Origin of the sequence: Exiguobacterium sp. s39 (genome assembly GCF_018618925.1) — a bacterium.
GTDB classification, from domain to species: Bacteria; Bacillota; Bacilli; order Exiguobacteriales; family Exiguobacteriaceae; genus Exiguobacterium_A; species Exiguobacterium_A abrahamii.
The window spans coordinates 640,639-666,253 of sequence record NZ_JACSNA010000001.1 but is presented as its reverse complement, the minus strand read 5'-3'; the positions used below and the strand labels follow the sequence as shown (position 1 = coordinate 666,253).

Sequence of the window (25,615 nt, the reverse complement as noted above, 5' to 3'; positions counted from 1 at the left end):
TCTACTTCTACACCTACGAATCCTGACGATTGCAGCGCATTTCTTGTACAGTTCGGTATGTACTCACCATTTTAAGAAAACGTTTCCATTCACTATGATAGAACATATTTCAAAAAATACAATGCTACTGAACTATATTGCCGCAAGAAACTTGGAAAATATGTAAAAGAAGTGCACTGATGAAAGATTACGTTAGAAACCGGTATAAGTAGTCGGCAAAAATCCGTTGCATGACTTTTGGTGTGTTCTCGATATAGATCCGCATCTGTTCGACGTTTGCTTCGACAGCATTTTCTTCCTTCTCTTCGGTCGGAAAATCGGAGATACCTTTGATGATAATACATTCGACTGCATTTTTCTGACAGATGTACGCGATAGCCCCCGCTTCCGTATCAGCAATCGTCAATCCGTTATCCCGCAGTTCGATATAGTCTCGCCACAGGACGACAGCACGGTCTGCCGTTCCGATCGTTCCAGGATGAAAATCGTTGCCATACTTCGATACATCGAGATTGACGACGAACGAGGGTTTAATAAGTGGTTCAATCTCTTTGACCGTGCAATCATATTGAACCGCACGATCCGGAACGATGATATCGAGTACGTCGTACCTCGGCTCGATTCCGGCACACGTTCCGGCAACGATGACCTTCGTCAAAGAGAAACGGAGGATCATATATTGATTCGCTCCGATGCCATTTACTTTTCGAACGCCTGTGCTGTAAAACAAGAGTGTTTTCCCATTCACCTCGCGCGTGAAATATTCACCATACGGATAAGTGATTCTTTCTTCAGGTGAGACATGAAAATACGCAAGTGTTGCGTCGAACTCCCATGTGGTGGCGATGCTGATTCCGATCATGACTTATTCCTCCTTTATTGCATTCGCTAGAAACCACTCTATTTTTTAAACTATTTGATTTAACAAAAAATCTTATCAGTTATATTGCTTGTATTTAAACAAAATCACATTTATATTAGTACCTAGTACTAATATCTAGTTTTAAATTTTATAGAAATATTTTTTACAAGGAGGAACAATTCTTGAATGCATCTTATGCCCGAATTACAGCAATCGGCTCTTACGTTCCAAATCAAATCATGACGAACCATGATTTAGAGAAACTAGTAGAAACAAATGATGAATGGATAGTTCAACGAACAGGCATCAAAGAACGAAGAATCGCGGCTCAGACTGAATCGACAAGTGATCTTGCATATCAAGCGGCCATGAATTTAAAACTGCGTTACAATAAAGAATTTCAAGATGTCGATATGATCATCATCTGTACGATGTCACCCGATTTTAAGACACCAAGTACCGCATCATTGGTTCAAGCAAAACTCGGTATCAAACATGCCGGTACAATTGACCTGAACGCTGCTTGTGCGGGATTTACATACGGATTACACTTGGCGAACGGATTAATTTCATCTGGTCTTCATAAAAAAATTCTCGTTATCGGTGCAGAAACACTTTCTAAAATTACTGACTACACGGATCGAAATACATGCATTTTGTTTGGAGACGGAAGCGGAGCTGTTCTTGTGGAACGTGATGAAGTCCAGTCTGACTTTATTTCCTTCTACTTGAACTCGGAAGGAGAAAAAGGATCAAGTCTATATTGCTCAAACCTGTCAAATCAATTGTTCGAAAATCCTATTATTCACAATAACAAAATCGTTCAAAATGGACGAGAAGTATACAAATGGGCAGTCAGCACGGTTCCTCATGGGATGAAATATGTACTGGCTCAAGCATCGATGACTTTAGATCAAATCGATTGGTTCATTCCACATAGTGCAAACCTTCGCATGATTCAATCAATCTGCGATAAAAGTGGGGTTCCCTTTGATAAAACGCTTTTCAGCCTAGTCAATTATGGCAACACTTCTTCAGCGACCATCCCCTTATCTTTAGATAAAGGTATATCTGAGGGGAAAATCAAAGCGGGAGATATGCTCCTGTTATATGGGTTCGGTGGCGGTTTGACACAAGCAGGATTACTAATGAAATGGAGTCTGTGATTCATACAAGGAAGAAGTACAGATGCATCGTACTTCCTCCTTGTTTTTAATTCTGATGATGGATAAGCATAGCGACATCCAGCCATTCATATGCTTCATCTTCAACCGTAACATTCCCAAAACGACTCTGACGATGACCTATGTATTTGCCGCCAAGTCGTTTGTAAAATGCACGCCCTGGCTCATTCTTTTTCATTACCCAAACCATCATCGAGGAGACCTCTGCTTTCAGGAAATGCACGCTGACAGTCTCCATCAACTTTTTGCCGATTCCTAAACCGTGTGCTTCGGGTAATATATAGAGGGCAGACAACTCTCCTTTCCGTACTCCAGCATTAGCATGAATTTGAGCTGCTGCGAATCCGATTATAATTCCCTTTTCATTCAATACCACATATAGGAATGTATCTTGTGAGAAATCGTTCAAAAACTGTATCCATTTTTGTTCTGCCCGTTGAACAGTGAGTTGTTCTAAATATACATCGGGTACTAAACCGGTGTATGTCGTCCTCCACGTATCAACGTAAATCTTTGCTATTACCTTCATGTCTTTGGATGTTGCTAAACGTATTTTCAAAATTTTTACCCCCTACCTGACGGATTGCATTAGCAGCTCATACTACTAACACATTTTCTCATTAAATTACCTTAGTCCCAAACTCGTACCCGCTCAACATCTGCTGTTCTTAAGTAATCGAGTAACTGTCCTGTATGCACTGCTTCGTGATAAGCAATTCGTAACAACATATCACCGAGCGAACGCACATAACCTGATTCCGAACGATCAATCTGAACGATCGCTAAATCTGATTCCGTTAGTTGCTCGACATATGCCATGAATTCCTCATGATAGACTGCCGCAAAGTCTAGTTCAGCTTGCACTGATACGAAGTCGCGCCCTTCAAACGGGGACTCATACGACGGTAGACTGCCTCGATTCTGTAACGCTAAGAAATAATAATACTCGCTGTCTAACACATGACGGATCATCTCAAAACACGTCATGGCGTTCTCATCCGGTTTCCAGTTCAATTTATCTTCAGGAATCGACTGCCAGACTTTGATGCTTCTTCTTCTCACTTCGTTTAAATTCCATACCGTCCAATCGATTGCGTTCATGATGCGACCTTCCTTTCAATGACGAATAAGTGTTCTCTTATCTCTATTTTGACAAAGCAATTTGAAAATCCTTTAAAATTTAAAAACAGGAAGCATCCGCAGATGTTTCCTGTCTTGTCGTCCACCGTTCAGTTATTCTCTTCCTCAGATAACGCATCAATCTCTTTTTGGCGCAAGATCTCCGCAATCTGATGGTGTTCGTTATCAAGTGCCGCATCACGCGCTGTCCGTCCATCTTCATTTCGATGCAGTGGATCGGCTCCATAAGAGAGTAATAACCGGACGACCCGTTCATAGCCGTAAGCACTCGCTAATGCGAGGACTGCCGTATCGCCATCCGCGACGTTTTCCGCTTCGATGTCAGCTCCTGCCTTTAGAAGCACTTTGACCGCTTTCGGATGATTATTTCCGACTGCGAGATACAGCGGTGTGAATCCGTCTAGTCCGACAGCATCGACTTCTGCTCCTGCCTCCAGTAATAGCTGGACTTTTTTCGACTTACCTTCCTGCGCCGCATAATGTAGCGGTGTCACACCTTCCCCGTCATCGGTCCGTTGATGTAACAACTCGACGTTCTGCGCTAGTTTCCGTAAGACTTTTTTATTGCCGCCCCGGCCCGCTACTAAATGAAGCGCTGAGAATCCGTGTTCATCTAAATCAAGATGAGCGCCTCGCTTGATCAAAAGTAACGCAATGTCGGTCTTTTGATCATAAAGCGCAATATGCAACGGTGACATCCCGTCCTGATTCGGAAGGTTGACATCCGCGCCATGATCGAGCAACAATTCGACGATCCGTAGGTACCCTTCCTGAATCGCCCAATGAAGCGCCGCAAATCCTTCTTCATCCAGTTCGTTCAGATCGTCACCACGTTCGATGCAGCGCATTACTTGTTTTCGTTTGCCCAAAAAAGCAGCATCTTGGATGGATCGTTTCGTCATGTCCGTTCGCCCCTCACCTGTTCCATTGTCCTCCTCATTTTACAACAAGAACCTGTTATAATGCGCGAAAACCATCCTACTTGAGGATGGTTTCGACGATTATTCAGCAGGGTTAGACTCATCGCTTATCAGTCGTTCGACCAAAAACACGAATACAATAGCTGATAGGATTCCAATTACACCTGGTAAGACCGAAACGATGGGGTCATTGAAAAAGGATGTTGGAATGAGAAATTTGAGGATCCACCTCACACTATTGAGAACGGCAAGGGATATTAATAAAATTAAGAAGACCGTCGATTTCTCGACACCTGCAAAAAATGGACGTCCTGCGCTATTCGTTTTCTTTATACCTAGCCAAGATAACATTTTCATCCTCTCCATTCTGAAACAATCAAAATCTTTTTCTATTCAAAACAAGATCTAATTACTATTCTGTAACTTTATTGCCACGTCGATAAGTTTAAATCAAACAAAATTGCTACCGCTTGCTGTCGCTCATTTAAAAATAAGAATTGATAATTACGTGTATCCAAAAATAATGGTTTCGTTTTACTTGATATTGGTGCATTTAAGTATAACTTTTGATGGATATGCATCACCTGATTCGAATCTAATTGAAAGTTAACCTTTACGACTTCAGGAGATTTTTTCAAAACAAACTTACTCAGTACATCTTGATTCATATTTGCAGCAAAACTAAACGTCGGTTGATGTTTCAGGTGTTTGAATACTGTATACAGCCTTTTCGATAATTTCATCTTCATTAGCAAATCTACTTGATCGCCATTCGAAAACGTTATGTTTAATGCTGATCTCGAGACCTCTTTGCCATTGATTTCAGTTACAACCTCATCCAGTGACTCAGACTTTTGCTTCAGATTTTTAGCTATACCGACTGCTCGTTCATTCTTCAAGTGAGATGTTATTCCGATTAACATACAAATCACTAAAAGACTAAGTAGTAACACATATCTTTTTTTACGTAACAATGTCATGTCTCCTATAGTTTATATGTTTGTATAACTATCTTATTTACTACATTAGCCTAACATTTTTACTTCTCATCATGATTACCATCTCAACGAATCAAGTAAAAGAAATTATCAAATAAATAGCCATTCCATCTCTTTTATCAGAGGAAGTCCATAATTGCGAAATGAACTGACCAGAAAAAACCACCCTGCATCATGTCAGGGTGGTTCGTCATTTAAATATCTAGTGTCTTGATGAAAGCTTTCAGCTCGTCACGCATCTCTGCATCTTTCAACGCATATTCGATCGTCGTCTTAACGAAACCGAGTTTCTCCCCGACGTCATAACGATTACCCTCGAAATCATACGCAAAGACTTGACTATCCGCATTCAAGCGTTCAATCGCATCCGTCAATTGAATCTCACCGCCCGCCCCTTCTCCTTGATTCGCTAGATAATCAAAGATATCCGGTGTCAGTACGTAACGTCCCATGATTGCGAGGTTCGATGGTGCTGTGCCCGGAGCCGGTTTTTCGACGAATTTCTTCACGTCATACAGTCGTCCGTTTTGTGAAACAGGATCGATGATGCCGTAACGATGCGTATCTTCGGGACGGACTTCTTGTACACCGATGACCGATTTCTCCGTCTGTTCGTAGACATCCATCAATTGTTTGATTGCCGGATCATCCGACTCGACGATATCGTCCCCGAGTAAGACTGCGAACGGTTCGTTCCCGATGAATTGTTTCGCCGTCAAAATGGCATGACCGAGACCTTTTTGTTCTTTTTGGCGGACATAGAAGATGTTCGCGAGGTTCGTCGAGAATTGAACCTTCTCGAGTAATTCGGTCTTTCCGGAGTTCTCGAGCGTAATTTCGAGTTCTTTTTGGTTATCAAAATGATCTTCGATGGCCCGTTTGTGTTTACCCGTGACGATGATGATATCTTCGATGCCGGCTTTTGCCGCTTCTTCGACGATATACTGGATCGTCGGTTTATCGAGAATCGGTAACATCTCTTTTGGCATTGCTTTTGTCGCAGGCAAGAAACGTGTCCCGAGTCCTGCTGCTGGAATAATGGCTTTCGTGATTTTCTTCATAACGTTCATCCTCTTCATCGTTCAAGTAGTAGGTTTAGTTGCTTAATTCTTCTAGTAATCGTCCGTAGTTCTTTACAGCCGTCTCGAGGTAAAGCGATGGCTTCGTCTCAACGCGCGCGAGTGGTCGTTCGACGAGTTGCACCATCGCGGCAGCAAAAGCTTCCATGTCGTTCGCTGGAACGAGGTAGCCGTTCTCGCCGTGGGCGATGATTTCGCGTGGTCCGTATTTGACGTCATAAGAGATGACCGGACAGCCGACATTAATACTTTCCATGACCGTCAGTCCAAATCCTTCAAATTCACTCGTTAACAGTGATGCTTTCGATTCCCGGAAGACTTCTGCCGGATTCGACGTGAAGCCGTGGATTTCGATATCATCCTGTAAGCCGAGCTCCTCGATCAAACTCTCCATCATCGCCAGTTGCCCTTGTTCGTCCATGCCATAGAGCACAAGCTTCGTCGTATGACCTGATTGTTTGAAGATCGCATAACTCTTGATCAAATGATCCATTTGCTTTTGCAGACCGAATCGACCGATGAAACAGAATTGATCCTTGACCTGTTCGCGTCGTTGCGTTTGTTCTGGGACGATAAAGTGCGGAATGATGGAAATCTTCTCTTCCGGGATGTTATACCTCTCCAAAATGTCTTCTTTTTGGTGATTCGTCAGACTGATGAAACGTGTCACTTTATCGGACTCCGAGAACATCGTCGTATATGATCCTTTGACGGTCGAACCATCCAAGTGTGAGTTGTGGATGACCATAACTCGTTTGACATCTGCTTTGATGTTGAGAATCGAGCGGTCCAGTAAACGCGCATCGACGAACAAGACATCACCGTCTTTAAACAATCGATTGAAGTAATACTCAAATAAGTCCTTCTCTTTTTTGAACGCTTTGTACATTCTGCCGTTCCGGTATAACTGAATCAAGATAAGCTTCGGGCGCGCCATTTCATTGTAGAACTTCTTACAATAGACATTGCCTTCCGAATCATACAACTCTTCCATCATCTTTCCATGATGGACCGGCGAATAAATTGTCTTTCGGTGCAATTGGCCGTAGACGTTATATTCCCAGCGCTCGACTTTTTTACGGGAAGCGTTCGTCATGAAATCCTCGAATTCAACGACTTGCGTTTCAGGGTAAAATTTACGGTAGAGGACATACTCATCTTCCTCATCATAATAACGAACGGCGTCACTGCCTTTTTTCTCGACGCTTTTTAATCCTTCGATTTCGCGCGCTGTTTCTTTGATGATCGGTTTGTTACGAAAACGAGTCGTTGGAATACTTAACAATTTGTAATCTGATAGCCAATCGTAGATATTTTCAAATTGTACTTTCGGACCGACCTTCTCTTCTGTTCGGAACAATTCGTAGACTTCCATGTAGTTGGCATTGTAGTTCGTCGTAACGATTGTTGAACCGGCGCCAAGTTCTTGTTCCATGAGCGCGATTCGACTCAATAACGACTTCGTTCTACCACCGTGTTTTGGTGGTAATGTCGATGTTACCGTATACAGCATCTGTCATTACTCCCCTTCACCCTTCAAGATTGATCCCTGTTTTTTTCTGTGAGTTCAACCTCTATATATAGCCGACTTTGCTTTTTCATAAACCTCTTGCGATACTAGTCGCATTTACCAATACAGTTTCTATTTATCTCCTTTTTTACGAACAAAGTCAATCGGTTTTGCATAATATCCAATCATTGTCATGGTTCTGCAACTAATGATCTGTCGAAGATGCGGTAACGTCTGTCTTTTCCCAATATCCTTTAGCCAGAATACTATACTGTATTGGTTTCCAATCAATCTACATCTTTGCAGAAATCGGAAGATATTGTATGGTAAGTGATGTAGTTTAAGAACGACTGAATCAGAGTATGAAAGGAAGCCATGCACCAATGAAAATCACTTGTCGTGATCATACGTTTTTGATCGAGAATCTTCCGCACCAAAGCCTACAGTTATCGATCAATGAACAACTGATACCACTCCAAAAAATAGAGACAGCCTTTGTGCTATCGATTGATACATTGCTCGATATCTTCAAAAAAAAGAATCATCCTGTTAAATTCGTCGATGAATCCGGTACACCGATTTCGTTCAAACATCTTTCAAAACCACTGGACATCGCACCGAATAGCTACATCAAACAAGGGAAACATTCCTATTTCATTTTTATCGACCAAGACGACGAGCTCAGTCTGATCTATAACAAAAAACCGTCCATCATGAATTTTTATGATCAAGACGTCCTATTTGAGGGCATCACTCGTCAAGACGACGTCCTTCTATTGAAGTTTTCGTTTCACTCAAAGTATTTCGAAGTGAAACAGCCACGTTGCTTCATTAAAATCAGACATCAGGAACAAAAAATCGCCCTGCCGATTAATCGCTTCAGCGTCACACCAGTTGATGCTCGTCGCTTCAAGACAGAGGTCGAAGCCGTGATCGAACCAAAACTCGTCGAGCAGTTACTCGGTGACCGGTATAACTACGACGCATTCAATGCGAACATCTATGACCTCATGTTCGGATTTACGATTCGTGAGATGCCGATCTCTGGTTTTACACCGCGGATTCGTCACTTCAAAAATCACCCGGAACTCTTGAACGATGAGCACTGGTTGCCGTTTAATGAGCAATACGATGTGCTAGTCCGCCCCTATTCAACCGTGTCGGAACGCCTTGCGATGCGTCTAATCCCGGTGCCGGTCGAGACAGTCGAGTATTACGCGGACCCTCAACCGTTACTTGGACTGGATCCAAATAAGAAGACGATTATCTGTTTTGAATATCCGGATAAAGCACAAGATAACGGGATGATTTTCTTCAAGTATCTCGTCGACCAGCATCAGAAGCGCTTCAATATCTTCTACATCATCAGTCGGTCGAGTCCGGACCTCAAAAATCTTGTCGGATATGAGAACCATATCGTGTTCTACAAATCACCAGAGAACATCGAGGTCGTCCAAGCGGCAGACATTCTCTGTCATACGCATTCTTCAAGTTATGCCTTACCATTCGCTACCTATCACACGGAAGCATTGATGCAAACGAAACAAAAGCTGTTCTTGCAACATGGTGTCATCGGATCAAAAGATGTCAGTCACATTTATGGGAAAAAGATGCCGCATCCATTTACCGACTTATTCGTCGTCTCCTCGGAGCGGGAAAAACAACTCATCGCCCGCGATTACGGTTTTCATCCTGACGAAATCATCGTGACGGGTCTCGCCCGATTCGATCACTTGATCACGGAACGATCACGTTGGCTCAAGCGATATAAAAACCGGAAAAAGCTGTTGATCATGCCGACGTGGCGACCGAAACTCGATACGTATTCAGACGAACAGTTCATGGAAAGCGACTACTATCAGGAGTTTCAAGCGTTAATCACGGACGAACGGTTGAAAAGCTTAGTGATGAACAACAAAGTTGAAGTCTCGTTCTATCTTCATCGCAACTTCCAAAAATTCAGCCACTTGTTCCTCTCGGACTTCGTCGATGTCATCAGTCAGGATGCGTTCACAGTCAAGGAGCTACTTGAAAATCATCATGTATTGATCACGGATTATTCGAGTGTTGGTCTCGATTTTTCCTTGATGCACAAAAAGGTCATCTACTACCGCCCATCTGTCTTAGTTGGCGAAGATAATGCCGGCGAATCGACGGATTTGTTACCAGGAGACGTCATCGAAACAAGAGACGCCTTGATGGAGTCACTACGCGAATCGAAGATGCCTAAAAAGTTCAAACGTCACCTCAGTCACATCTATGCGTTTGACGATACAAAAGCAAGTAAACGGATTTTCGAAGCGATGCAACACCATTTTCAGCTATAACAAATAAGGAGCAACGAGACGGTATACCGTTTCATTGCTCCTTTTTCATCGACGAAATTCCAACGAGATCCCGTCCGCAATCTGTGAGGACTGCTTTAACAGCTCCCGCTTGACTGGATCAATCCAGTAATACTGAACACGTTCACCAAACGCAACGTGAACGCAAAGTGTCTCTAGGTGTTCGCCTGACTCGGTCATCAATAGATCGTACCGCAGAGGTTGCACCTGAACCGGCACCTCACGTCCGGAAACGGCACTGAAGCCGCTTCGAATCAACAGCCAGTGGTAATATTCGCAACAACAATTCGATTGAAAACAGATCAACACTTTTCGTACGGATGGGCAAGACAGATTGCTCATTTCCTCGCGTGATCACGACTTCATCTCCCCCATACGATGCATACACGGTTTGGACACCATCTTGGTACTCGACGAATTCGAGTGGTGCGTAGTCTTCAGCGTCAATCATCAGACGAATCGTTCGATTGCCAATTTTTTCTGACACTAATTCTTGCTCCCGTACCAAAATGGACTGATGTGCTGTTTTTTCTAGCCGAATCGTTTCGTAGGTCTGTCCGATCTGAACCGATTCTCCTTGCTCTATCCAGTAGACCTGTTTTTCGTCTCGTCCCTCGATGAGGGGATACGTCAGCTCTTTCAAGTTCATATTTCGCTCCCCCTTCCTAAGATTCCAGTGACAGACAACTGATGAATCGCTGCTTGTCGGACTTGCTCTGGCGTTTTCGCTGTCGTATCAATCGAATAGACCGGAAACTGTTTATACCAGTTTTCTTCGAGTGCCCAAAGCGGTTGATGTTGTTCAAAAGATTGGCGCGTTCTTGTCTGATCGGCGTCGCGCCGCTCTCGTAAGAGATGGTCTGGTGCCCGTAAATAAAGAATCAGGTCTGATCGGCATCTTCTTAATGCCTCTAGTTCTGTCTTTAAACGGAATTCCATATCCCAGTCATACCCATGTACCTGTGGATAATGAAGCGTATAAAATTCAAGATCTTCCGGACCACGATCTAATATGATGTGTCCGTCGGGAAAATGGCGAAACCGTTCGAGTTCCGCTTGAATGAACAAGCGCTGATTCTCAACGAATCCGTCTTCGGTACGGATGTCTAATTCGAGCTCCTTTCTTTTTTGAACGATCGGATACGGATTTTCATAATAGACATGCAACTCCGGGTAAGCGTCTTCGAGCGCTTGCGCAAGCGTCGTCTTCCCGGATGCCATAGCCCCTTGGATCGAGATGATGGTTCTCATGAATGGCGTTCCTCCTACCTGTATATACTTAAGTATTAAAAAAATATGAGCTGAGGTCTGGATGACTGATCAATTCTTTTAACCGACTTTGTTCAGCATCCGGGATTTGCTCAAGCGTCCTAAGAATGACCATGAGTCGTAACCAGTCTGCAAGATTCGATAGCTGGATTGACGAAACAGCTTGATAGCGGTCGAGGTATTCGCGACAGACGTATCGTCGCACCTCGTCCGGCACTACTGTTCCACCTGCTATTCGCAGCAAGAGCAACGTCCGCGCGACATCCGCGATCGGTGGCCCTGTCGTCGCATCATGCCAATCAATGACGACGAACGTTTTATCCGCTGTCACGAGGATATTCTGGAAATGGTAGTCCCCGTGGAGCAATCCTTGTTGTTGCGGAATGTGAAGCGTCTCTAACAATCGTTCCGCCTTCAAGCGTAACGCAGTTGATAGATGACGCATTTTTTGATGGGTGACATCGTGCCATCCAGGTACTACACGCGATTGATGCTGATGAATCCGTTGATGTAATGTCGCGAAGGTATTAAGAAAATCCGTTATTCGGGAGGGATCAAACAACTCTAACATTTCGTTGCCGTCGATCTGCTGCATCTCAATGAACGGCGAATCTTCTAATGCAACAGCATATACGTTTGGCGTCGGGATGGTCGTTCGTTCTAGTTCTTCGAGCATACGAAATTCCTGTATGATTCGTTGTTTTTCAATCGATTCATGGAAGTATTTGCGTACTCGTTCGTCAGAGATTGTCATCACGGTTGCGGTAGAACCTTTATTTACGTTAGTCATCGCCATATTTCTCCCATCACTTATTTCGTTAGGTCGTTTCTCAAATCATCCAGCCAATCCTTCTAATAAACGCATCACTTTTCCATCTTTTATCGTCTTCTTGATGCTTCAGGCTGAAACGCGTCCCAGTGCAACAAAAAATCTTGAATGAACAGTTCATTCAAGATTTTTGTTTTACCCTTTGCTTCAAATGGAGACGTGATGCGCTGTCTGTTGTTTTTGAACAAACTCCATCAAGATCGGTCGTTCCGGTGGATTGAGTTTTTCTGGTAGCTGATCGATAGCGAAAAAGCGTAATTCCGCGACTTCTGACGGATCCCGAACGATTTCACCCGTATAAGCCGTACACAGAAATGCTGAGATGACATTATAGACTTCATCCCCGTGCGGATACTTATAGTAAAACGCATCACCCGAATAGACGTTCAATAATTCGAGGTGCTCTGCTTCAAGACCGGTCTCTTCCCTTAATTCTCGTTTTGCCGTCTCTACGAGCGTTTCCTCGATCTCAAGCGCTCCACCAGCGAGTCCCCAGCATCCGTTATCTTGCCGAAGTTGTAATAAGACTTCTTGTTTATCGTTGACGACGATGACACACGCTCCTGCCATGACGAGCGGTCGTGTGCCGACGAGTTTGCGTAATTCTGTGATGTATCCCATGTCATTCAGTCCTTTTCCATTTAAATCACTCTCGTTCGGACGCGCATCCGTTTGAGCCCCGTCAATAGGAGACACAACAAGATGATGCCCGAAACGAACAGTACGTACGTATGAATTGTAAAGAGGGAACGGAAATCGATTGCGACAACATTCTGTTGCACCTCAATCCAACTACTAAGTATGATTCCGCTGATTGCAAATAAGATGAGTACGCCGACCTGTCGACGTGTCAACGTAACATACGTCAAAACGCGCATGCCTTCACGGATCACGAACGGTAGGAGGACGAGGAGTGCTGCGACCGGTAAGATGACCGGGTCACCGCCTTGCTGAATCGGCATCGACCGGGTCAAATAGCCAAACAGAAAAAAGAAACCACATACGAACAACAATAATCCGAACGCGATACTCGCATTCACCGCTTTATTCATCTTACTTCCCTCACTTTTTAGAATAATGAATTATGAAGAAACGGCACTTTGATGCCATATACCCGCTGCATCAAGCCGGACCCGATGTCTGCCGTCGAGTTCCATCTCGATCGGACTGATCTTCGCCGTCTTCGGTGAGAACAACCATGTCCGACCTTCCGGGACGAGCAAGATATGCGTTCCATCCGCGACTGGTCCGAGGAAGTTGAGAGACGCGCCATTGAGCGGACGTTCCCGTCGCTCGAGAACGCCAATCTCTGCTAACTGCTCACCCACTTCAAGCACGTCTTTCACCGTCAGACTCATCTCACCGATTCCGAGGATGTCCGATATATCAAACGTCGGTTCGCTTTAGAGGGATTGATTTGATGCCGCGCGATCAGCTCCAAGACGTTCTCATCCGGGTCATAAAAATAGCAGGAATGCGAGTCCGTGAAGTCAAAATAAATCTCGTCCTGTCCATCTTCGATCAAGAGTGGTGTCCGTTCTACGAGCCACGCTTTTCCTTGTTGGAAGACGTTTTCCGGAATGTTGAACGCCATATGGTACTGCGTATCAACATCGTCTGTCTGTTGATATGTCAGCTGATCGGTACCGATTTGCATCGTAAACGACTCATTCGTTTCCGAGACGAGCGGAAATCCGATCTGGTTTATGTAAAAAGCCTTCATCGCCGGTAGATGGCGTGTCACAAGAATGGTTTTTGAAATGTTCAAGCGGATGACCTTCCTTCATTTGCAGTAAAATTTATCAAAAAACGATATGCTTTATTTTACCACTAATGGTAAAATCATGACGAATGGAAAGTCTGATTTTTCAGATATATTTATACCTGAGAGGATGTTTTGATGAAATTATTAATCGCTCAACCAAAACGCGAGACCGGACTCGAGCAATTTGAACGTGAAATCGCCGCTTATCCTGAAATCGATCTGATTGTCTACCCGGAAGGCTATTGTACGGTCACCGAACTCGAACGCGTGCAACATCTTGCCAAACAGTTCGAAACAGCAATCGTCCTCGGTTACAAAGATGATGTGAATCTCGATCGCGCTGTCATCATCGATGCGACCGGAACGATTCTCCTTGATCGCGCAAAAACACCAGAAGCTGGACCACTTTATACACCATCAACAGCAAACGACGGGTCGTTCCGCTATGGATACGTCCTCTGTCGTGAAATCTTCTTAGGAAAAGATGGACTACGCGAGGAATCCGGACTTGATCTCATCTTCAATCCGATTGGCGTCGGCATGTTCAGCGAGGAACAGTACGTTGAGTGGTCCGGTGAAGCACGTAGTATCAGTCAGGCGCAACGAGCGCTCATGATTGGAACGAGTCATGCCGATGGTTCGTACCGCAACTGTGGTTTTTCGATTCCGATTGCCTTCATCTATGACGAGACCGGTGAACCGTTGCTGTTGTCTCATAACGAGACCCGGACACGTCTGTTTGATACGGTCACGCGTCACGTCGAAGTCGTCGGTACACCCTCTTTACCGTAAACGAACACACGCTTCTTCTTTCTTCTGACTGGAAGAAGCGTGCCATTCCTTCAGGAGGTGCTCTTATGTCTCAAACAGGTCGTGCGTCATTCTTTTGGAAACGATACTTCTATGTCTTCTTTCCTTTATTCATCTTCGGGGTCAGTCACGAATCGTACCTGGTCGATAATCCGTTAGCCAACCTCGAGGACATCGGTGAGTTCGTCTTCTTCTTTTGTCTTTATCTGTTTAATTTTGCCGTCCTTGCCGCTCTTTTGACGAATCTGTGGTGGTTCTTCCTTCCGACAAAACCCGCTCATTCCGAAACCGATTTTTGATAAGAAACGAGTGTAGCCCGTTCGTTGAGCGGTTGACTGACACCGGTCAATCGATAGCCCATCTTCTCATAGAAATAACAGTTACGTGTCTCTTCACGAATCGTCCGCAGTTCCCATGTCGTTGCAGTCGGATACGCTGCTTCAACGAGCTGTAATGCGCGTTGGGCGATGCCTTCACCTTGACGGGCTGGATCTAAAAACATCGGACTGATGGCGTAGCGACTCGGTGCTTTCGCAACGACACAAATCCCGCCGACGACGTCACCGTCGACGATGATTTGATGAAACGTACTACTTGGATGTGTGATCCGGTGAATGACACGATCAATCGATTCGTTTGCCGGATTCGTCGCAAAATCTTGATACCGCTCGAGCGTCTCTGAAAACGCCTTGATTTGAAGCGTGTGAAGTTTCGTAGCATCTGTAAGAGACGCTGTCTTTAATTGAATATCCAATAATACTCTCCCTCTCTTAACGGAACCACTCCCAAAATGGCGTGCCTTGCGCGACGATCAAGTAGTCGAGCCATCGCTCGAAGCCGAACGGCATCGCGTCTTCTTCCAATTCCTCGAAATTAAGAAATTCCCCACTCCAAATCCGATTTCCTGCCGGTCGATTCATCTCGTAGACGATCCACTCCCCGTCTGGTCCTGCGCCGATTGCTAAGAAGTTTTCGGGACATTCCCAAATCTCGCTATACGTCAGGCAATCCTCGATTGAAAAGAGTTCGAATCCATCGTTATACGATAACGTTTCGTGCTGATACAACTTCGCCCCGTTATGTTGACGTAAGAACGTCTGATAGTCGTCTGCCGTCCACTCAGGTAACAGCGCGAGCTGTTCGTCCGTCGCTCCTCGGTTAAAGATGAAACGTTCTCGGGCTACTTCCCCTTCTTCTTTTTGGACCTCTAACAAACCGTCGACGAGTCGACCTTTTAATGCTTCTAATGCAATCATGATCTTCTCCTCAACAATATTCTTTCGTTGGTGCGAACGAGACCTCTACGACCTGTCTGATCGTTCCTTTGTCGGTAACTAAGAGAATACAAAAAAGTCCGACCCTTTGACAGGGACGGACTTCACCGCGATACCACCCATATTCCGTCGAGAATACTCGTTCTCGACAGCACTTAGTTGCACACTATCATGTGCATTCCATGTAACGGTGGACACCCGGTCACGCTTACTGAATGGTTCAGCGTGACTTCTCAGAGAGGATCTTCATGATTGATCTGGCTACCGGTTTTCAGCAATCCCGGTTTTCTGTAAGGCAGAGGGACAATCATTACTCTTTCTCGTCAACGAAATGATATGCTCTTGTTGTGGAGAATCTTACCATATGCCTTAAACACTGCACAATAACTTTTTACATTTTCTTGCAAAGGAGTTTTTTGAATGTTACATACTTTCCCAACGCTTAAAACGGATCGTCTCTTCTTACGCGAAGTGTTACCCGAAGATGCTACGAGTGTCCTAGCCTATTTATCAGACGAACACGTCGTCAAACAGATGGGACTCGCCGCCTTTCAATCAGAAGCAGACGCGCTTGAAGAGATTGACTGGTATGCCTCGATTCGTCGCGAAAGCTCAGGCATCCGGTTTGGGATTGCGTTACAAGAAGACGATGTCATCATCGGCAGTTGCGGTTTTTTGAATCAAGCGGAACGCCATCAGCGGGCAGAACTTGGGTTTGAGTTGAGCCCTGCCTATCATGGACAAGGCATCGCGAAGGAAGCAGCGTTTGCGGTCATCGAATATGGCTTTACAGAACTTTCGCTCAACCGGATCGAAGCACTCGTGTTACCCGAGAATACCGCTTCGCAACGATTACTTGAACGGCTCGGATTCCAGCGTGAAGGGTTGCTTCGTCAATATGAGAAAACGCGTAGTCAGTTCGATGATTTGTATATGTACTCGATATTGCGAAGTGATTGGTTTCAAATTTAATCTATAAAAACATTCCCTTCATTTCAAAATGATTGAAATCTTAAAAGATGATATTGGAATATACTGTTATGTGTAAGAAATCATTTTTGTCATTTAAGGGGGAACCATCTTGAAGAAATGGATCGCAGCAGGTCTTGTATCATCATTAGCATTCGGTGTCATGCAGACATCAATCGTTGAAGCAAGTTCAAGTTCAAAAGAAGTGGCTAAACTGAAAAAGGAAAAAGCAGCACTCCAAAAACAACTAGCCGACGAAAAGAAAAAAACAAAGAAGTCGGAAAACGCCTATAAGACGTTACAAGGACAGCACACGAGCCTTTCAAAGTCTTATAAATCACTTGATACTAAGTACAAGAATCTTCAAATCGAGAACGAAGGGAACAAAAAGAAGATTAAAGAGCTTTCGACTGGGTATCGCCTTCTCGCATCTTCAAAATCACTTGTCACAGACGGAGCAGTCGTAACTGGTAAGTACAAAAATACAGAAAGTTTGTTGATGCTTGGTAAAACGCCATACGTACCATTACAATTGTTAGCAGACCTTTCAGGATTACCTCTAATCGAGACTTCCACCGCTTATGAAGTCGGAACACCACTTTCAGGTACATCACTTTCATCGATTCATAACGGTGCTTCATCATTTGATTGGATTGAAAATAATCAATCCATTTTAGTAAATGGTAAACTAAATAATCAAAACGTGATCTTATCAGGGTTCTTCAATGATGAATTTGCTACATTTAGTTTGAATCGTAAATATAAAAAGTTAACTGGACAATTATCACTTTTAACAGAAGAATCCTTAACAAAAAGTTCTAGCCACTTAAGTCATGCTTATCCAGATGACAAAATGACACTTGTATTCTCCGACAATAACGGAAAAGAACTTGGTCGCTATGATGTTGTATATGGCGATGACCCAATCGACTTTGATGTTGATGTGACGGGTGTGACAAATCTTCGTGTAACTGCAGAAGGAAACAATACAGTTACTACATTGATTTCACCAGTACTGACAAAATAATAAAAAAAATACCTAGAAGAGATTATTAGTCATCTCATCTAGGTATTTTTTTCATCATTTATGCAATCCTTTGATCCGTTTGTGGGTATCAGTTATTTCTTCTTTAAACAGATAGACATGAGGATTGCCCTCAAAAAAACAAGATAAATTCATAATAAGCAACATCTAGTGGAGCAAGCTCAATCGCTTTTCGTGCATGATGCAAACTGACCGTGCAGGCACATGCCATATAATATAGTAGATGTACTATCAGTAGTGATATCATTATTGTTGTTCTTCCATGCTTTACTTCTTTCCGTTCCAAACCGCTTCATCGATAGGAACGTGCTTTCATAAACTCAATGATTGGTAGTGTAACTAAAGCAATCGCGAACAAAACGATCAATAACAGATTCGCTGATTCATGTATCCATTGATCGAGACAGATAAATCCGAAAATCAGTACGGTCAGGATTTTATAGCTAATTAAGCCGCTCTCCGTCCTAATCTTTTTGCCCAGTTCGTCATCAGGTACCGGACGCTCGTCCTCCGTCGTCCGCGCCCACGTAAAATACGAGAAGAACATGATCAACAGAATCGCCAATTGAACAATCGAGAAGAACGTTACATTGTTTTCGATGATCATACTGATGACTGTAAGACTCGCAAGTATCACGAGCGTTACTAAAAATAAAACCGTTTTTTTCTTAGACATCCCATTCCTCCTGTTCTGAAATGAACAGATGATCGACTTTTGTCCGTAAGACTTTGGCGATATTAAACGCTAATTGTAAAGTCGGATCATACTTGTTGTTTTCAATCGCATTAATCGTCTGCCGACTGACCTGACAACGATCAGCCAGTTCTTGTTGCGATAATTTTGCCGCTAGACGTCGCTCCTTGATGTGGTTTCTCATGTTCATTCCTCCACGACGTGTCAAATTCTTTTTACATCTCTACTGTAATGAACTTCCATCATCATGTCAAAAACTTTTGACATAAAATTCATTAAAAAGACACGCTCTCATGATCAGAACGTGTCGTATATGATGGCTCAACCTCGTGGTGGAAATGGATCATGTCCGTAGGAATCTTTTTCCCGAATCTGCCCTTCTTTGTTATGAATGACGAGCTCTGTCTTCTGACTTTTCGCAATGCGACGCCCTTCTGCAATCGCTTCTTTCTGTGTAGCAAATCGTTTGGTTGCTCGAGTCGCACCGGCAGCTTTCACTTGATAGCCACCTTTTGGATGCGGCGTGACATGTTGCTCTCGTTTCATCACGTGACCTCCATTTCCTTAATCTATTTCATCTACATGACACTATTTTAAAGTGCGGTTGCCTCTTCACTTGAATTTTCTACTAGCCTCTCGGGAGATGCAGTATACTAAAAGAAACGTTTGTTGCCTCGAAAGGAGTTGATATCGTGAATCATTTCGTCTGGCAAGTTCGGTTTTTACGCTTTATCGTCTTCGGTATCATCTTCAGTCTGTTCGGTTTAGCTGGTCTTGGTATCCCACTTGTCTGGCATGGTATCACGAAAAACTTGTTACTCGAGCGACCTGGCTACAGTGTTCTATTGACCGCATACCTTATCTTCATCCCGACTCTTTTGATTTTATTCCATGCGCTCCGCATCCTTCGATATATGTCGATGGCTCCTCCGGCTTTTCCACTCATCACAGCTTCCATTCAATCGATGAAATTGTCTTTTTATATCGTCGCCATTTTAACGGCATGTCTCTTTCCCGTCTTTTTCTATATTGGTCAGATTGACGACGCGCCTGGTCTGATTATCATCGGAATCGGTTTGATTCTTGCTCCGTTGACAATCGGAACGCTACTTGCCTGTATCCAACAATTATTATTACGCTATGTGTTTCCTATGAAATCCTAACGTGAACGACCGAAAAACAAGTGCTCATGATTGTTTTTGTCATTCTAGCCGTTGCTTTTCCTACCTAAAACTTTGTTCAATCTCGCTCCTAAGAGCGGGATTTTTTAGTTCGCGTCACATTGATGGCTATCCTGATGTCCCTGTTTCAACAGAATCTTCGATTGGCAACGTAGACATGTCATCAATCGAAATGTGGTTTTTTTTGTGCTGACCGCGTGTCTTCGTAATTCATTTTCATATACATGTCTTGCCTTGATTTGATGATCGACTTCACTTTCCATCTCAATCCCTCTTCCCTCAACTTGTATTTTTTTTCTATCTAATATGTGCCCTGAATCATTCTTAATAAATCCTTTTTTAAGAAAAAACGGTTTTTCTTACGACCTTTTATAAAAAAATCGTCAAAAGGTCCTGTTTAATATGTATTTTAACGACCGATAAATGAATTACAGATAGAAAATATGAGTTGAAAGGACGGTTGCATGTGAAAAACACAACCAAGAACCATTCCATCCGAACACGTCTTTTAGTAATGATTAGTTTGATTTTGATTGCCTTTTTTGTTTTTAGTAGTCTGGCCTTATACTTCAATACGAAACAAACTGCAGTCTCAACGCTGAAAGCGACCGCCGAAAAGGACGCGCTTCGCATCAGCAAAACATTCGACACAGTGGCTTATAGCGAATTCCTACAATCGCCTGTCGCGTCCGAGCAGTATGAAACCCTACGGAATCAACTTGATACCTTACGTAAACAAAACGGACTCTTGTATACATACACAGCACGCATCGACCAAAACAAGGTCCGTTTGCTGATTGACGGTCTCCCTAAGAAAGATGCCGCAAAGATTAATGAACCGGCGAGTGGCGCAAAAGTTACTGACATGAAGGACGTATTAAATGGTGGAACACACGCGACGGACATCATTGATGATCCTGTATATGGACAGTATATGAGTGTCTACGTTCCTTTAAAAAATACGTCTGGTCAAATCATCGGAATTCTTGGCGTCGACATCGCTGCGAAGGAAATCGATGCCCTCACAACAGAATTATTAAAACAAAATGCACCGATTTTCATTGGACTTTTACTTCTTCTGTTAACGATCACACTCGTCTTGCTCTACATCGTCCTCGGTCGAAAATTACGTCCACTTGAGACGTTACAAAAAGTCGCTGCCTTGATTGCCGACGGACGACTGGATCAGGCAAAACAGACGTTAACCGATTTGACGATTGCTTCGAGAGACGAAATCTATGCGCTTGCGATCTCGATTCGTGATATGAACGAGATGTTACGGACGATGATCGTTGATATCAAACAGACAGCCACTCTCGTCTCGACGACGAGTCAATCGATTGATCAAAGTACGTCAGAAGTGCTCGACGGTTCCGAACAAATCGCTCATACGATGTCGGAAATCGCGACCGGGACAGAAAGTCAGACGCAAGTCACGCTTTCGTTGAATGACGAGATGAATCGGTTCGCAACATTGATCGAGACGACGAATCAGTCTGGTGTCGAAATTCAAGGAACGACGGAGCAGATGGCAACACTGACACGAGTCGGACGGGATCAAATGTCCGCTTCCGTCGAACAGATGCGCCACATTCATCAGCACGTCACGCAGTCTGCTGAACAGATTGATCTACTGAAACAGCAATCATCGGATATCCAAACGCTCGTCGGTATCATCCGCGGTATCTCCGAGCAGACGAATCTACTCGCCCTTAATGCCGCGATTGAAGCGGCACGAGCTGGTGAACAAGGAAAAGGATTCGCTGTCGTCGCGACCGAGGTCAAGAATCTCTCAAGCCACGTCGCTAGCAGTGTCAGTGAGATCGCAACAATCGTCACGTCGATTGAAGCCAGTGCGCAGCAGATGCAACATAGCTTCAAGACGACGGTCGAAGCAACAGCAGCCGGTGAACAGATCGTTCTCGATACAGATACGACGTTCGAACGGTTGACGGATCAAGTCACGCACGTCTCAACGGCAACACAGCAGATGACCCAACAGATGGAAGACGTCTTGCAGGCAGAACGGTTCATTCGTAATGCCTTGACGGAAATTGCTGCTGTCGCGGAAGAACACACGGCAAGTAACGAGGAAGTTGCCGCTTCATCTGAACAGATGATCGCGACGATCACGACGTTGCATACGCTCGTCGGCAATTTGAACGAGCGGACAGAACACTTAGAACAAGAAACCCGTCGATTCGAGATTTAATCTTTCATTTGTTCTTTTCTAGTTCTCACTCTATACTGGTGTGAACTTACATATGAAGGAGTCGAACCAGATGTCCCATTATGATGTCATCATCGTCGGTGCCGGATCCATGGGGATGGCAGCCGGCTACTATCTCTCACGAACCGATCAAAACATCTTACTACTAGACGCCCATAATCCGCCGCATGATCAGGCGAGCCATCACGGGGAGACTCGGATCATTCGCCATGCGTACGGTGAAGGAGAAGCTTATGTGCCACTGGCGTTAGCCGCGCAACGCTTATGGTACGAGTTGGAACAAATCAGTGGTCGAAATCTTTTTCTAAACACCGGAGTCTTGAACGCCGGTCACCGCTCGTCCCATGCGATGCAGACGATCATTAGGAGTGCAGCGCAATACAATCTACCGCTTGAGATTCTGACGGCTGAGGAAATGAGAACGCGCTGGTCCGGCTTAACGATGCCCGACGAGTATATCGGTTGTTTTGAACCGACGTCCGGTGTGTTGAAGTGCGAGGATTGTATTGAAGCGTATCGCGATCTTGCTGTCGCGAACGGCGTCGACATCCGGACGAATGCGAAAGTGACGACGCTTACTGCCCACGCCACTGGCGTTGACGTGACAGTCGGATCAGACACCTATTCGGCTGACGCGTTGATCGTCGCAGCCGGTGCCTGGTCTGGTCCGTTACTAGAACAGACTGGACTCTCCTTACCGCTACGCCCGGTCCGCAAGACGTTCGCCTGGTTCGAAGCAGCGGAAGAGGTATTTAACGACACGGTGTTCCCTGCCTTCGCCTTTGATACACCCGCCGGTTATTATTACGGTTTTCCAAGCATTGCTCAAACCGGCCTGAAAATCGGACGTCACGACGGTGGCATTCCCGTTGATCCAAATCAACCACGCCGTCCATTCGGTCAAGAGACGGGTGATCTGGCTGATTTACGACAGTTCACGAATACGTTCATGCCCTCGATCGATACTTTAACTCACGGCAAACCGTGTCTCTATACGATGACGCCAGACGAGGACTTCATCATCGATTTGCATCCGGACTATCCGCATATCGCAATCGCCGCCGGCTTCTCCGGTCACGGGTTCAAGTTCAGCAGCTTAGTCGGAAAAGTACTCAGTGAATTGATCATGCAACGATCGACGACTGAACCGATCGGACCTTTCGCGATTAAGCGTTTTGCGAAATAAGGCATATGAAACAATAAAGACCGGCAACGAAAATTCGTTGTCGGTCTTCTGTATCAACGGAATGATGTCACACCGATTCATTCGATTCTTGTTGATTTTTTGCAACTAACTTTTCACGCTGTTTTTTCTCATCTTCAGTCCACCAGCCGTGGATCAGTAAGACGAGTCCAAGAATCAACGCACTCATCGGGAAATATGTTAAGTAATACTCACCAAGGTTTTCTCCTAGAAATTCTGGAGATAATTCAATATACGCTCGGAACATCTGAACGATGAAGAATAAGAAAAAACTTGTAATGAGTGCATATGTACCGTAGCGATAACTTGTATTTTTCATATGAAGGCTCCTTTCTAAAACATACTCTAATGTAAATCATTCAAGGAATACATCAAATTCCCTCTTTTTACATTATCATTTTTAAGAATGTTTCCAAAAGCATGATAAGATAGTTTTAGAATCGATTGAGTGAAGGAGTGAAACACGACGTGAACTTTAACTTATTCAAAAATCATGTCCGGTTTAAGATTGCACTTGAATTAATTGATCGCGAAGACGGTTTATCGATCATGCAACTGAATCAACGCTTAACGGATGTACCGCAGTCTACTTTGTACCGGCAAGTTAATGCGATGATGGACGATCAGTTGTTGAAAATCGTCGCCGTCCAGCGCGTCGGAAAAGTCGAAGAAAAAATCTATGCCTTGAACACGAGCGGTTATCAAATCAGCGAAGCAGACTGGAACAGTGCGACGTACGATGAAAAAGTGAACTTCGTCTCGTTCTACTTCATGTATGTCTTGCAGCAGTACCAGACGTACTTCGAACAGACCGTTCAAACGCAAGGTCAGGACCATTCGACGTTCTCGATCGCGAAATTGCAACTGACGGATGAAACCTTCAATGATTTTCAACAGGACATGCGGACATTGCTTGAAAAATATCATCACCTAGAGACAGAAGACCAGGCAACTGAACGGACCGTCTCACTCGTCATCTTGCCCTAAACACGCTCCGTTTCTAGAAGCGTATTTTCAGCAAACTGATACGAGACAACATTGTGAGGGAGAGAAAATAGACCCCATGAAACGGATCAAAGAAAATCTTGATGCAATTGTAAGGGATACGTTAAACATAAAAGCAGAACAGATTCTAAAGATTGGTGAAGGAGCTTGGCACACTGTATATAAGTTAAAGAGAGTAGATGATCAAGACCTTGTGATTCGTATAAAAAAGAATGAGGCTTATGGGGAGTTGCAACAGATTGATGAACAAGAGCTGACTACAGAGTATGAGTCTACGAAAGCTTACTATTTACACGCCAATACAAGTGATCAAAATGTCTGTCCTGACTTTTATGAGTATTTCATTGAAGATGACACAGTATTTACAGTAGAAACGTTCATGGGTCGTGGAACGGATTTATTGTTACTCGATCAGAATAAAGCCCATTCTTACGGTAAGAAATTAGGGAGAATTTATCACAATATACACAACCAGAAAACCTCTATTGCAGGTTTCGGGGAACTGCACTGGCAAGGGGAAACTTTACGAGGTAGCGATTCAAAAAACAGGGATGAATTATGGCAGGAAGAAAATGACCACGTCTTAACCGCCTTAAATGCTCTCATTCACTCTAGTCTTTGCTTTGATAAAGAAAAAGTCGGTAAACATATTCATGCTTTAATTGAAAATAGACGAACTCAGGTTCAAAACATCTCTCTCGTGAATCAAGATGTAACACCAGAAAATTTAATTTTAAGTGATGAACACATTGCAATCATTGATCCGTTTCCAAGATTGGATTTTGATTTGAAATATGCGGCTTACTTCGTTTTTTGTTACAAATTTCTGCTACCAGCCTTTTCAAATGCACCACGATACATAAAGCAAGCGTATCAAGAAAAAAGTAATATTCTAAATAACATAGCTGATGGATTTATAAGCGGATATTGCTTTAACGTTGTTGGAGACGAACGCACCACGCAAACTCGACGATTACTGGATGAGTATACACTATGGATATTGCAAGAAGCGTATGAGCACTTCGACATTCTACATCAGCCTCATCTCACTCATAAAACAACGCAACAGATGGGAAATCGAGAAATGATAACTGCTCGGTTATATCTATTTCTCGAAGAATTAGAAAAATGGTGTACGGAATAAGAATAGAGGCTGACGTAAACTTTAGTCTCTACAAAGATAAAAGAATGATGCTTTACACGCCACTCCTACAGGAATAAGCGCATTTATGCGCTGTCAGAGACAAACAAGACCCGCTTTCCTGCTTGAATGAAGCAGGAAAACTGGCTTGTGTCTCGCCT

32 protein-coding genes and 1 other annotated feature are annotated in these 25,615 nt (G+C 43.9%); of the genes, 11 read left to right on the top strand and 21 right to left on the bottom strand.

The features are described from left to right. Positions 1 to 187 precede the first annotated feature (187 nt). Positions 188 to 862 carry a 5'-methylthioadenosine/S-adenosylhomocysteine nucleosidase family protein gene (locus tag KNQ11_RS03440; protein WP_214769608.1) on the bottom strand — a complete coding sequence of 225 codons (675 nt, stop codon included), beginning with the start codon at positions 860 to 862 and terminating at the stop codon, positions 188 to 190. 182 nt (positions 863 to 1,044) lie between these two features. Here KNQ11_RS03440 and KNQ11_RS03435 point away from each other — a divergent pair, with 182 nt between their 5' ends. Further along, positions 1,045 to 2,028, top strand: coding sequence for a ketoacyl-ACP synthase III (locus tag KNQ11_RS03435; RefSeq protein ID WP_082874196.1), 984 nt, complete (start codon positions 1,045 to 1,047; stop codon positions 2,026 to 2,028). A gap of 46 nt (positions 2,029 to 2,074) precedes the next feature. On the opposite strand, the gene KNQ11_RS03430 is transcribed toward KNQ11_RS03435, so the two are convergent. From KNQ11_RS03430 to KNQ11_RS03405, 6 genes are all read right to left on the bottom strand, one after another. Further along, positions 2,075 to 2,605 (bottom strand): GNAT family N-acetyltransferase, encoded by a 531-nt coding sequence (locus KNQ11_RS03430; RefSeq protein ID WP_133208744.1) that lies wholly within the window; start codon positions 2,603 to 2,605, stop codon positions 2,075 to 2,077. Between the two features lie 71 nt (positions 2,606 to 2,676). Then, on the bottom strand, positions 2,677 to 3,147 hold the full coding sequence (locus tag KNQ11_RS03425) for a DinB family protein (protein ID WP_133208745.1): 471 nt from the start codon (positions 3,145 to 3,147) through the stop codon (positions 2,677 to 2,679). A gap of 128 nt (positions 3,148 to 3,275) precedes the next feature. Continuing rightward, the gene (locus tag KNQ11_RS03420; protein ID WP_064300045.1) at positions 3,276 to 4,088 is read right to left on the bottom strand and encodes an ankyrin repeat domain-containing protein; all 813 of its coding nucleotides are present in this window, start codon (positions 4,086 to 4,088) and stop codon (positions 3,276 to 3,278) included. Positions 4,089 to 4,531: 443 nt separating this feature from the next. Beyond that, positions 4,532 to 5,086, bottom strand: coding sequence for a hypothetical protein (locus KNQ11_RS03415; protein ID WP_133208746.1), 555 nt, complete (start codon positions 5,084 to 5,086; stop codon positions 4,532 to 4,534). A gap of 212 nt (positions 5,087 to 5,298) precedes the next feature. Next, a complete protein-coding gene (gene galU / locus KNQ11_RS03410) occupies positions 5,299 to 6,165 on the bottom strand; it encodes a UTP--glucose-1-phosphate uridylyltransferase GalU (RefSeq protein WP_050679053.1) in 867 nt (288 codons plus the stop codon). Positions 6,166 to 6,199: 34 nt separating this feature from the next. Next, a complete protein-coding gene (locus KNQ11_RS03405; protein ID WP_214769605.1) occupies positions 6,200 to 7,696 on the bottom strand; it encodes a glycosyltransferase in 1,497 nt (498 codons plus the stop codon). 380 nt (positions 7,697 to 8,076) lie between these two features. Between KNQ11_RS03405 and KNQ11_RS03400 the strand changes: the two genes are divergently transcribed. After that, positions 8,077 to 10,020: a CDP-glycerol glycerophosphotransferase family protein gene (locus KNQ11_RS03400; RefSeq protein WP_214769602.1), complete on the top strand. Its 1,944-nt coding sequence runs from the start codon at positions 8,077 to 8,079 to the stop codon at positions 10,018 to 10,020. 45 nt (positions 10,021 to 10,065) lie between these two features. On the opposite strand, the gene KNQ11_RS03395 is transcribed toward KNQ11_RS03400, so the two are convergent. The 8 genes from KNQ11_RS03395 to KNQ11_RS16705 form a co-directional block, all read right to left on the bottom strand. After that, entirely contained in the window at positions 10,066 to 10,245 is a 180-nt protein-coding gene (locus KNQ11_RS03395; RefSeq protein ID WP_214769599.1) for a hypothetical protein, read from the bottom strand. A gap of 13 nt (positions 10,246 to 10,258) precedes the next feature. After that, positions 10,259 to 10,687, bottom strand: a complete 429-nt coding sequence (locus KNQ11_RS03390) for a hypothetical protein (protein ID WP_214769597.1) — start codon at positions 10,685 to 10,687, stop codon at positions 10,259 to 10,261. Continuing rightward, on the bottom strand, positions 10,684 to 11,289 hold the full coding sequence (locus tag KNQ11_RS03385) for an AAA family ATPase (RefSeq protein WP_214769595.1): 606 nt from the start codon (positions 11,287 to 11,289) through the stop codon (positions 10,684 to 10,686). The genes KNQ11_RS03390 and KNQ11_RS03385 overlap by 4 nt, the downstream gene beginning before the upstream one ends. 28 nt (positions 11,290 to 11,317) lie before the next feature. After that, positions 11,318 to 12,097, bottom strand: a complete 780-nt coding sequence (locus KNQ11_RS03380) for a phosphotransferase family protein (protein ID WP_214769593.1) — start codon at positions 12,095 to 12,097, stop codon at positions 11,318 to 11,320. A 186-nt stretch (positions 12,098 to 12,283) separates the two neighbouring features. Further along, the gene (locus KNQ11_RS03375; RefSeq protein ID WP_214769591.1) at positions 12,284 to 12,757 is read right to left on the bottom strand and encodes an NUDIX hydrolase; all 474 of its coding nucleotides are present in this window, start codon (positions 12,755 to 12,757) and stop codon (positions 12,284 to 12,286) included. A gap of 20 nt (positions 12,758 to 12,777) precedes the next feature. After that, complete coding sequence (locus KNQ11_RS03370) at positions 12,778 to 13,188, bottom strand: hypothetical protein (protein WP_214769589.1); 411 nt, start codon at positions 13,186 to 13,188, stop codon at positions 12,778 to 12,780. A gap of 30 nt (positions 13,189 to 13,218) precedes the next feature. Next, on the bottom strand, positions 13,219 to 13,494 hold the full coding sequence (locus KNQ11_RS16710; protein WP_251139619.1) for a hypothetical protein: 276 nt from the start codon (positions 13,492 to 13,494) through the stop codon (positions 13,219 to 13,221). Continuing rightward, entirely contained in the window at positions 13,491 to 13,904 is a 414-nt protein-coding gene (locus tag KNQ11_RS16705; protein WP_251139618.1) for a VOC family protein, read from the bottom strand. Before KNQ11_RS16705 ends, KNQ11_RS16710 begins: the two co-directional genes overlap by 4 nt. A gap of 132 nt (positions 13,905 to 14,036) precedes the next feature. On the opposite strand from KNQ11_RS16705, the gene KNQ11_RS03360 reads away from it, so the two are divergent. After that, positions 14,037 to 14,693 carry a hypothetical protein gene (locus tag KNQ11_RS03360; protein WP_214769585.1) on the top strand — a complete coding sequence of 219 codons (657 nt, stop codon included), beginning with the start codon at positions 14,037 to 14,039 and terminating at the stop codon, positions 14,691 to 14,693. 65 nt (positions 14,694 to 14,758) lie between these two features. Continuing rightward, entirely contained in the window at positions 14,759 to 15,010 is a 252-nt protein-coding gene (locus KNQ11_RS03355) for a hypothetical protein (RefSeq protein WP_052019045.1), read from the top strand. On the opposite strand, the gene KNQ11_RS03350 is transcribed toward KNQ11_RS03355, so the two are convergent. Both KNQ11_RS03350 and KNQ11_RS03345 read right to left on the bottom strand, forming a co-directional pair. Beyond that, a complete protein-coding gene (locus KNQ11_RS03350; protein WP_214769583.1) occupies positions 14,989 to 15,465 on the bottom strand; it encodes a GNAT family N-acetyltransferase in 477 nt (158 codons plus the stop codon). The genes KNQ11_RS03355 and KNQ11_RS03350 overlap by 22 nt on opposite strands. Positions 15,466 to 15,481: 16 nt before the next feature. Continuing rightward, positions 15,482 to 15,967, bottom strand: coding sequence for an SMI1/KNR4 family protein (locus KNQ11_RS03345; protein WP_214769581.1), 486 nt, complete (start codon positions 15,965 to 15,967; stop codon positions 15,482 to 15,484). Between the two features lie 108 nt (positions 15,968 to 16,075). After that, positions 16,076 to 16,321: a binding site (T-box leader), on the bottom strand. An 84-nt stretch (positions 16,322 to 16,405) separates the two neighbouring features. Here KNQ11_RS03345 and KNQ11_RS03340 point away from each other — a divergent pair. Together KNQ11_RS03340 and KNQ11_RS03335 are read left to right on the top strand one after the other, a co-directional pair. After that, positions 16,406 to 16,957, top strand: coding sequence for a GNAT family N-acetyltransferase (locus KNQ11_RS03340; RefSeq protein WP_214769579.1), 552 nt, complete (start codon positions 16,406 to 16,408; stop codon positions 16,955 to 16,957). A 109-nt stretch (positions 16,958 to 17,066) separates the two neighbouring features. Continuing rightward, positions 17,067 to 17,981, top strand: a complete 915-nt coding sequence (locus KNQ11_RS03335) for a hypothetical protein (protein ID WP_035408373.1) — start codon at positions 17,067 to 17,069, stop codon at positions 17,979 to 17,981. Positions 17,982 to 18,291: 310 nt separating this feature from the next. On the opposite strand, the gene KNQ11_RS03330 is transcribed toward KNQ11_RS03335, so the two are convergent. From KNQ11_RS03330 to KNQ11_RS03320, 3 genes are all read right to left on the bottom strand, one after another. Then, entirely contained in the window at positions 18,292 to 18,675 is a 384-nt protein-coding gene (locus KNQ11_RS03330; RefSeq protein WP_214769577.1) for an accessory gene regulator B family protein, read from the bottom strand. Then, positions 18,668 to 18,877, bottom strand: coding sequence for a helix-turn-helix transcriptional regulator (locus KNQ11_RS03325; protein ID WP_058705222.1), 210 nt, complete (start codon positions 18,875 to 18,877; stop codon positions 18,668 to 18,670). The genes KNQ11_RS03330 and KNQ11_RS03325 overlap by 8 nt, the downstream gene beginning before the upstream one ends. 137 nt (positions 18,878 to 19,014) lie before the next feature. Beyond that, a complete protein-coding gene (locus KNQ11_RS03320; protein ID WP_029341445.1) occupies positions 19,015 to 19,239 on the bottom strand; it encodes a DUF2188 domain-containing protein in 225 nt (74 codons plus the stop codon). Between the two features lie 146 nt (positions 19,240 to 19,385). On the opposite strand from KNQ11_RS03320, the gene KNQ11_RS16700 reads away from it, so the two are divergent. The 3 genes from KNQ11_RS16700 (at position 19,386) to solA (ending at position 23,290) form a co-directional block, all read left to right on the top strand. Beyond that, positions 19,386 to 19,856, top strand: coding sequence for a DUF2975 domain-containing protein (locus tag KNQ11_RS16700; RefSeq protein WP_214769575.1), 471 nt, complete (start codon positions 19,386 to 19,388; stop codon positions 19,854 to 19,856). A 532-nt stretch (positions 19,857 to 20,388) separates the two neighbouring features. Beyond that, entirely contained in the window at positions 20,389 to 22,086 is a 1,698-nt protein-coding gene (locus KNQ11_RS03310; protein ID WP_214769572.1) for a methyl-accepting chemotaxis protein, read from the top strand. A 70-nt stretch (positions 22,087 to 22,156) separates the two neighbouring features. Next, on the top strand, positions 22,157 to 23,290 hold the full coding sequence (solA, locus tag KNQ11_RS03305) for an N-methyl-L-tryptophan oxidase (protein ID WP_214769570.1): 1,134 nt from the start codon (positions 22,157 to 22,159) through the stop codon (positions 23,288 to 23,290). Positions 23,291 to 23,357: 67 nt separating this feature from the next. Here solA and KNQ11_RS03300 read toward each other — a convergent pair whose 3' ends face one another. After that, complete coding sequence (locus KNQ11_RS03300) at positions 23,358 to 23,627, bottom strand: hypothetical protein (protein WP_058705074.1); 270 nt, start codon at positions 23,625 to 23,627, stop codon at positions 23,358 to 23,360. 149 nt (positions 23,628 to 23,776) lie between these two features. Between KNQ11_RS03300 and KNQ11_RS03295 the strand changes: the two genes are divergently transcribed. Continuing rightward, entirely contained in the window at positions 23,777 to 24,295 is a 519-nt protein-coding gene (locus KNQ11_RS03295) for a helix-turn-helix domain-containing protein (RefSeq protein WP_149427172.1), read from the top strand. A 76-nt stretch (positions 24,296 to 24,371) separates the two neighbouring features. Continuing rightward, a complete protein-coding gene (locus KNQ11_RS03290) occupies positions 24,372 to 25,457 on the top strand; it encodes a hypothetical protein (RefSeq protein ID WP_214769568.1) in 1,086 nt (361 codons plus the stop codon). The last annotated feature ends 158 nt before the right edge of the window (positions 25,458 to 25,615 follow it).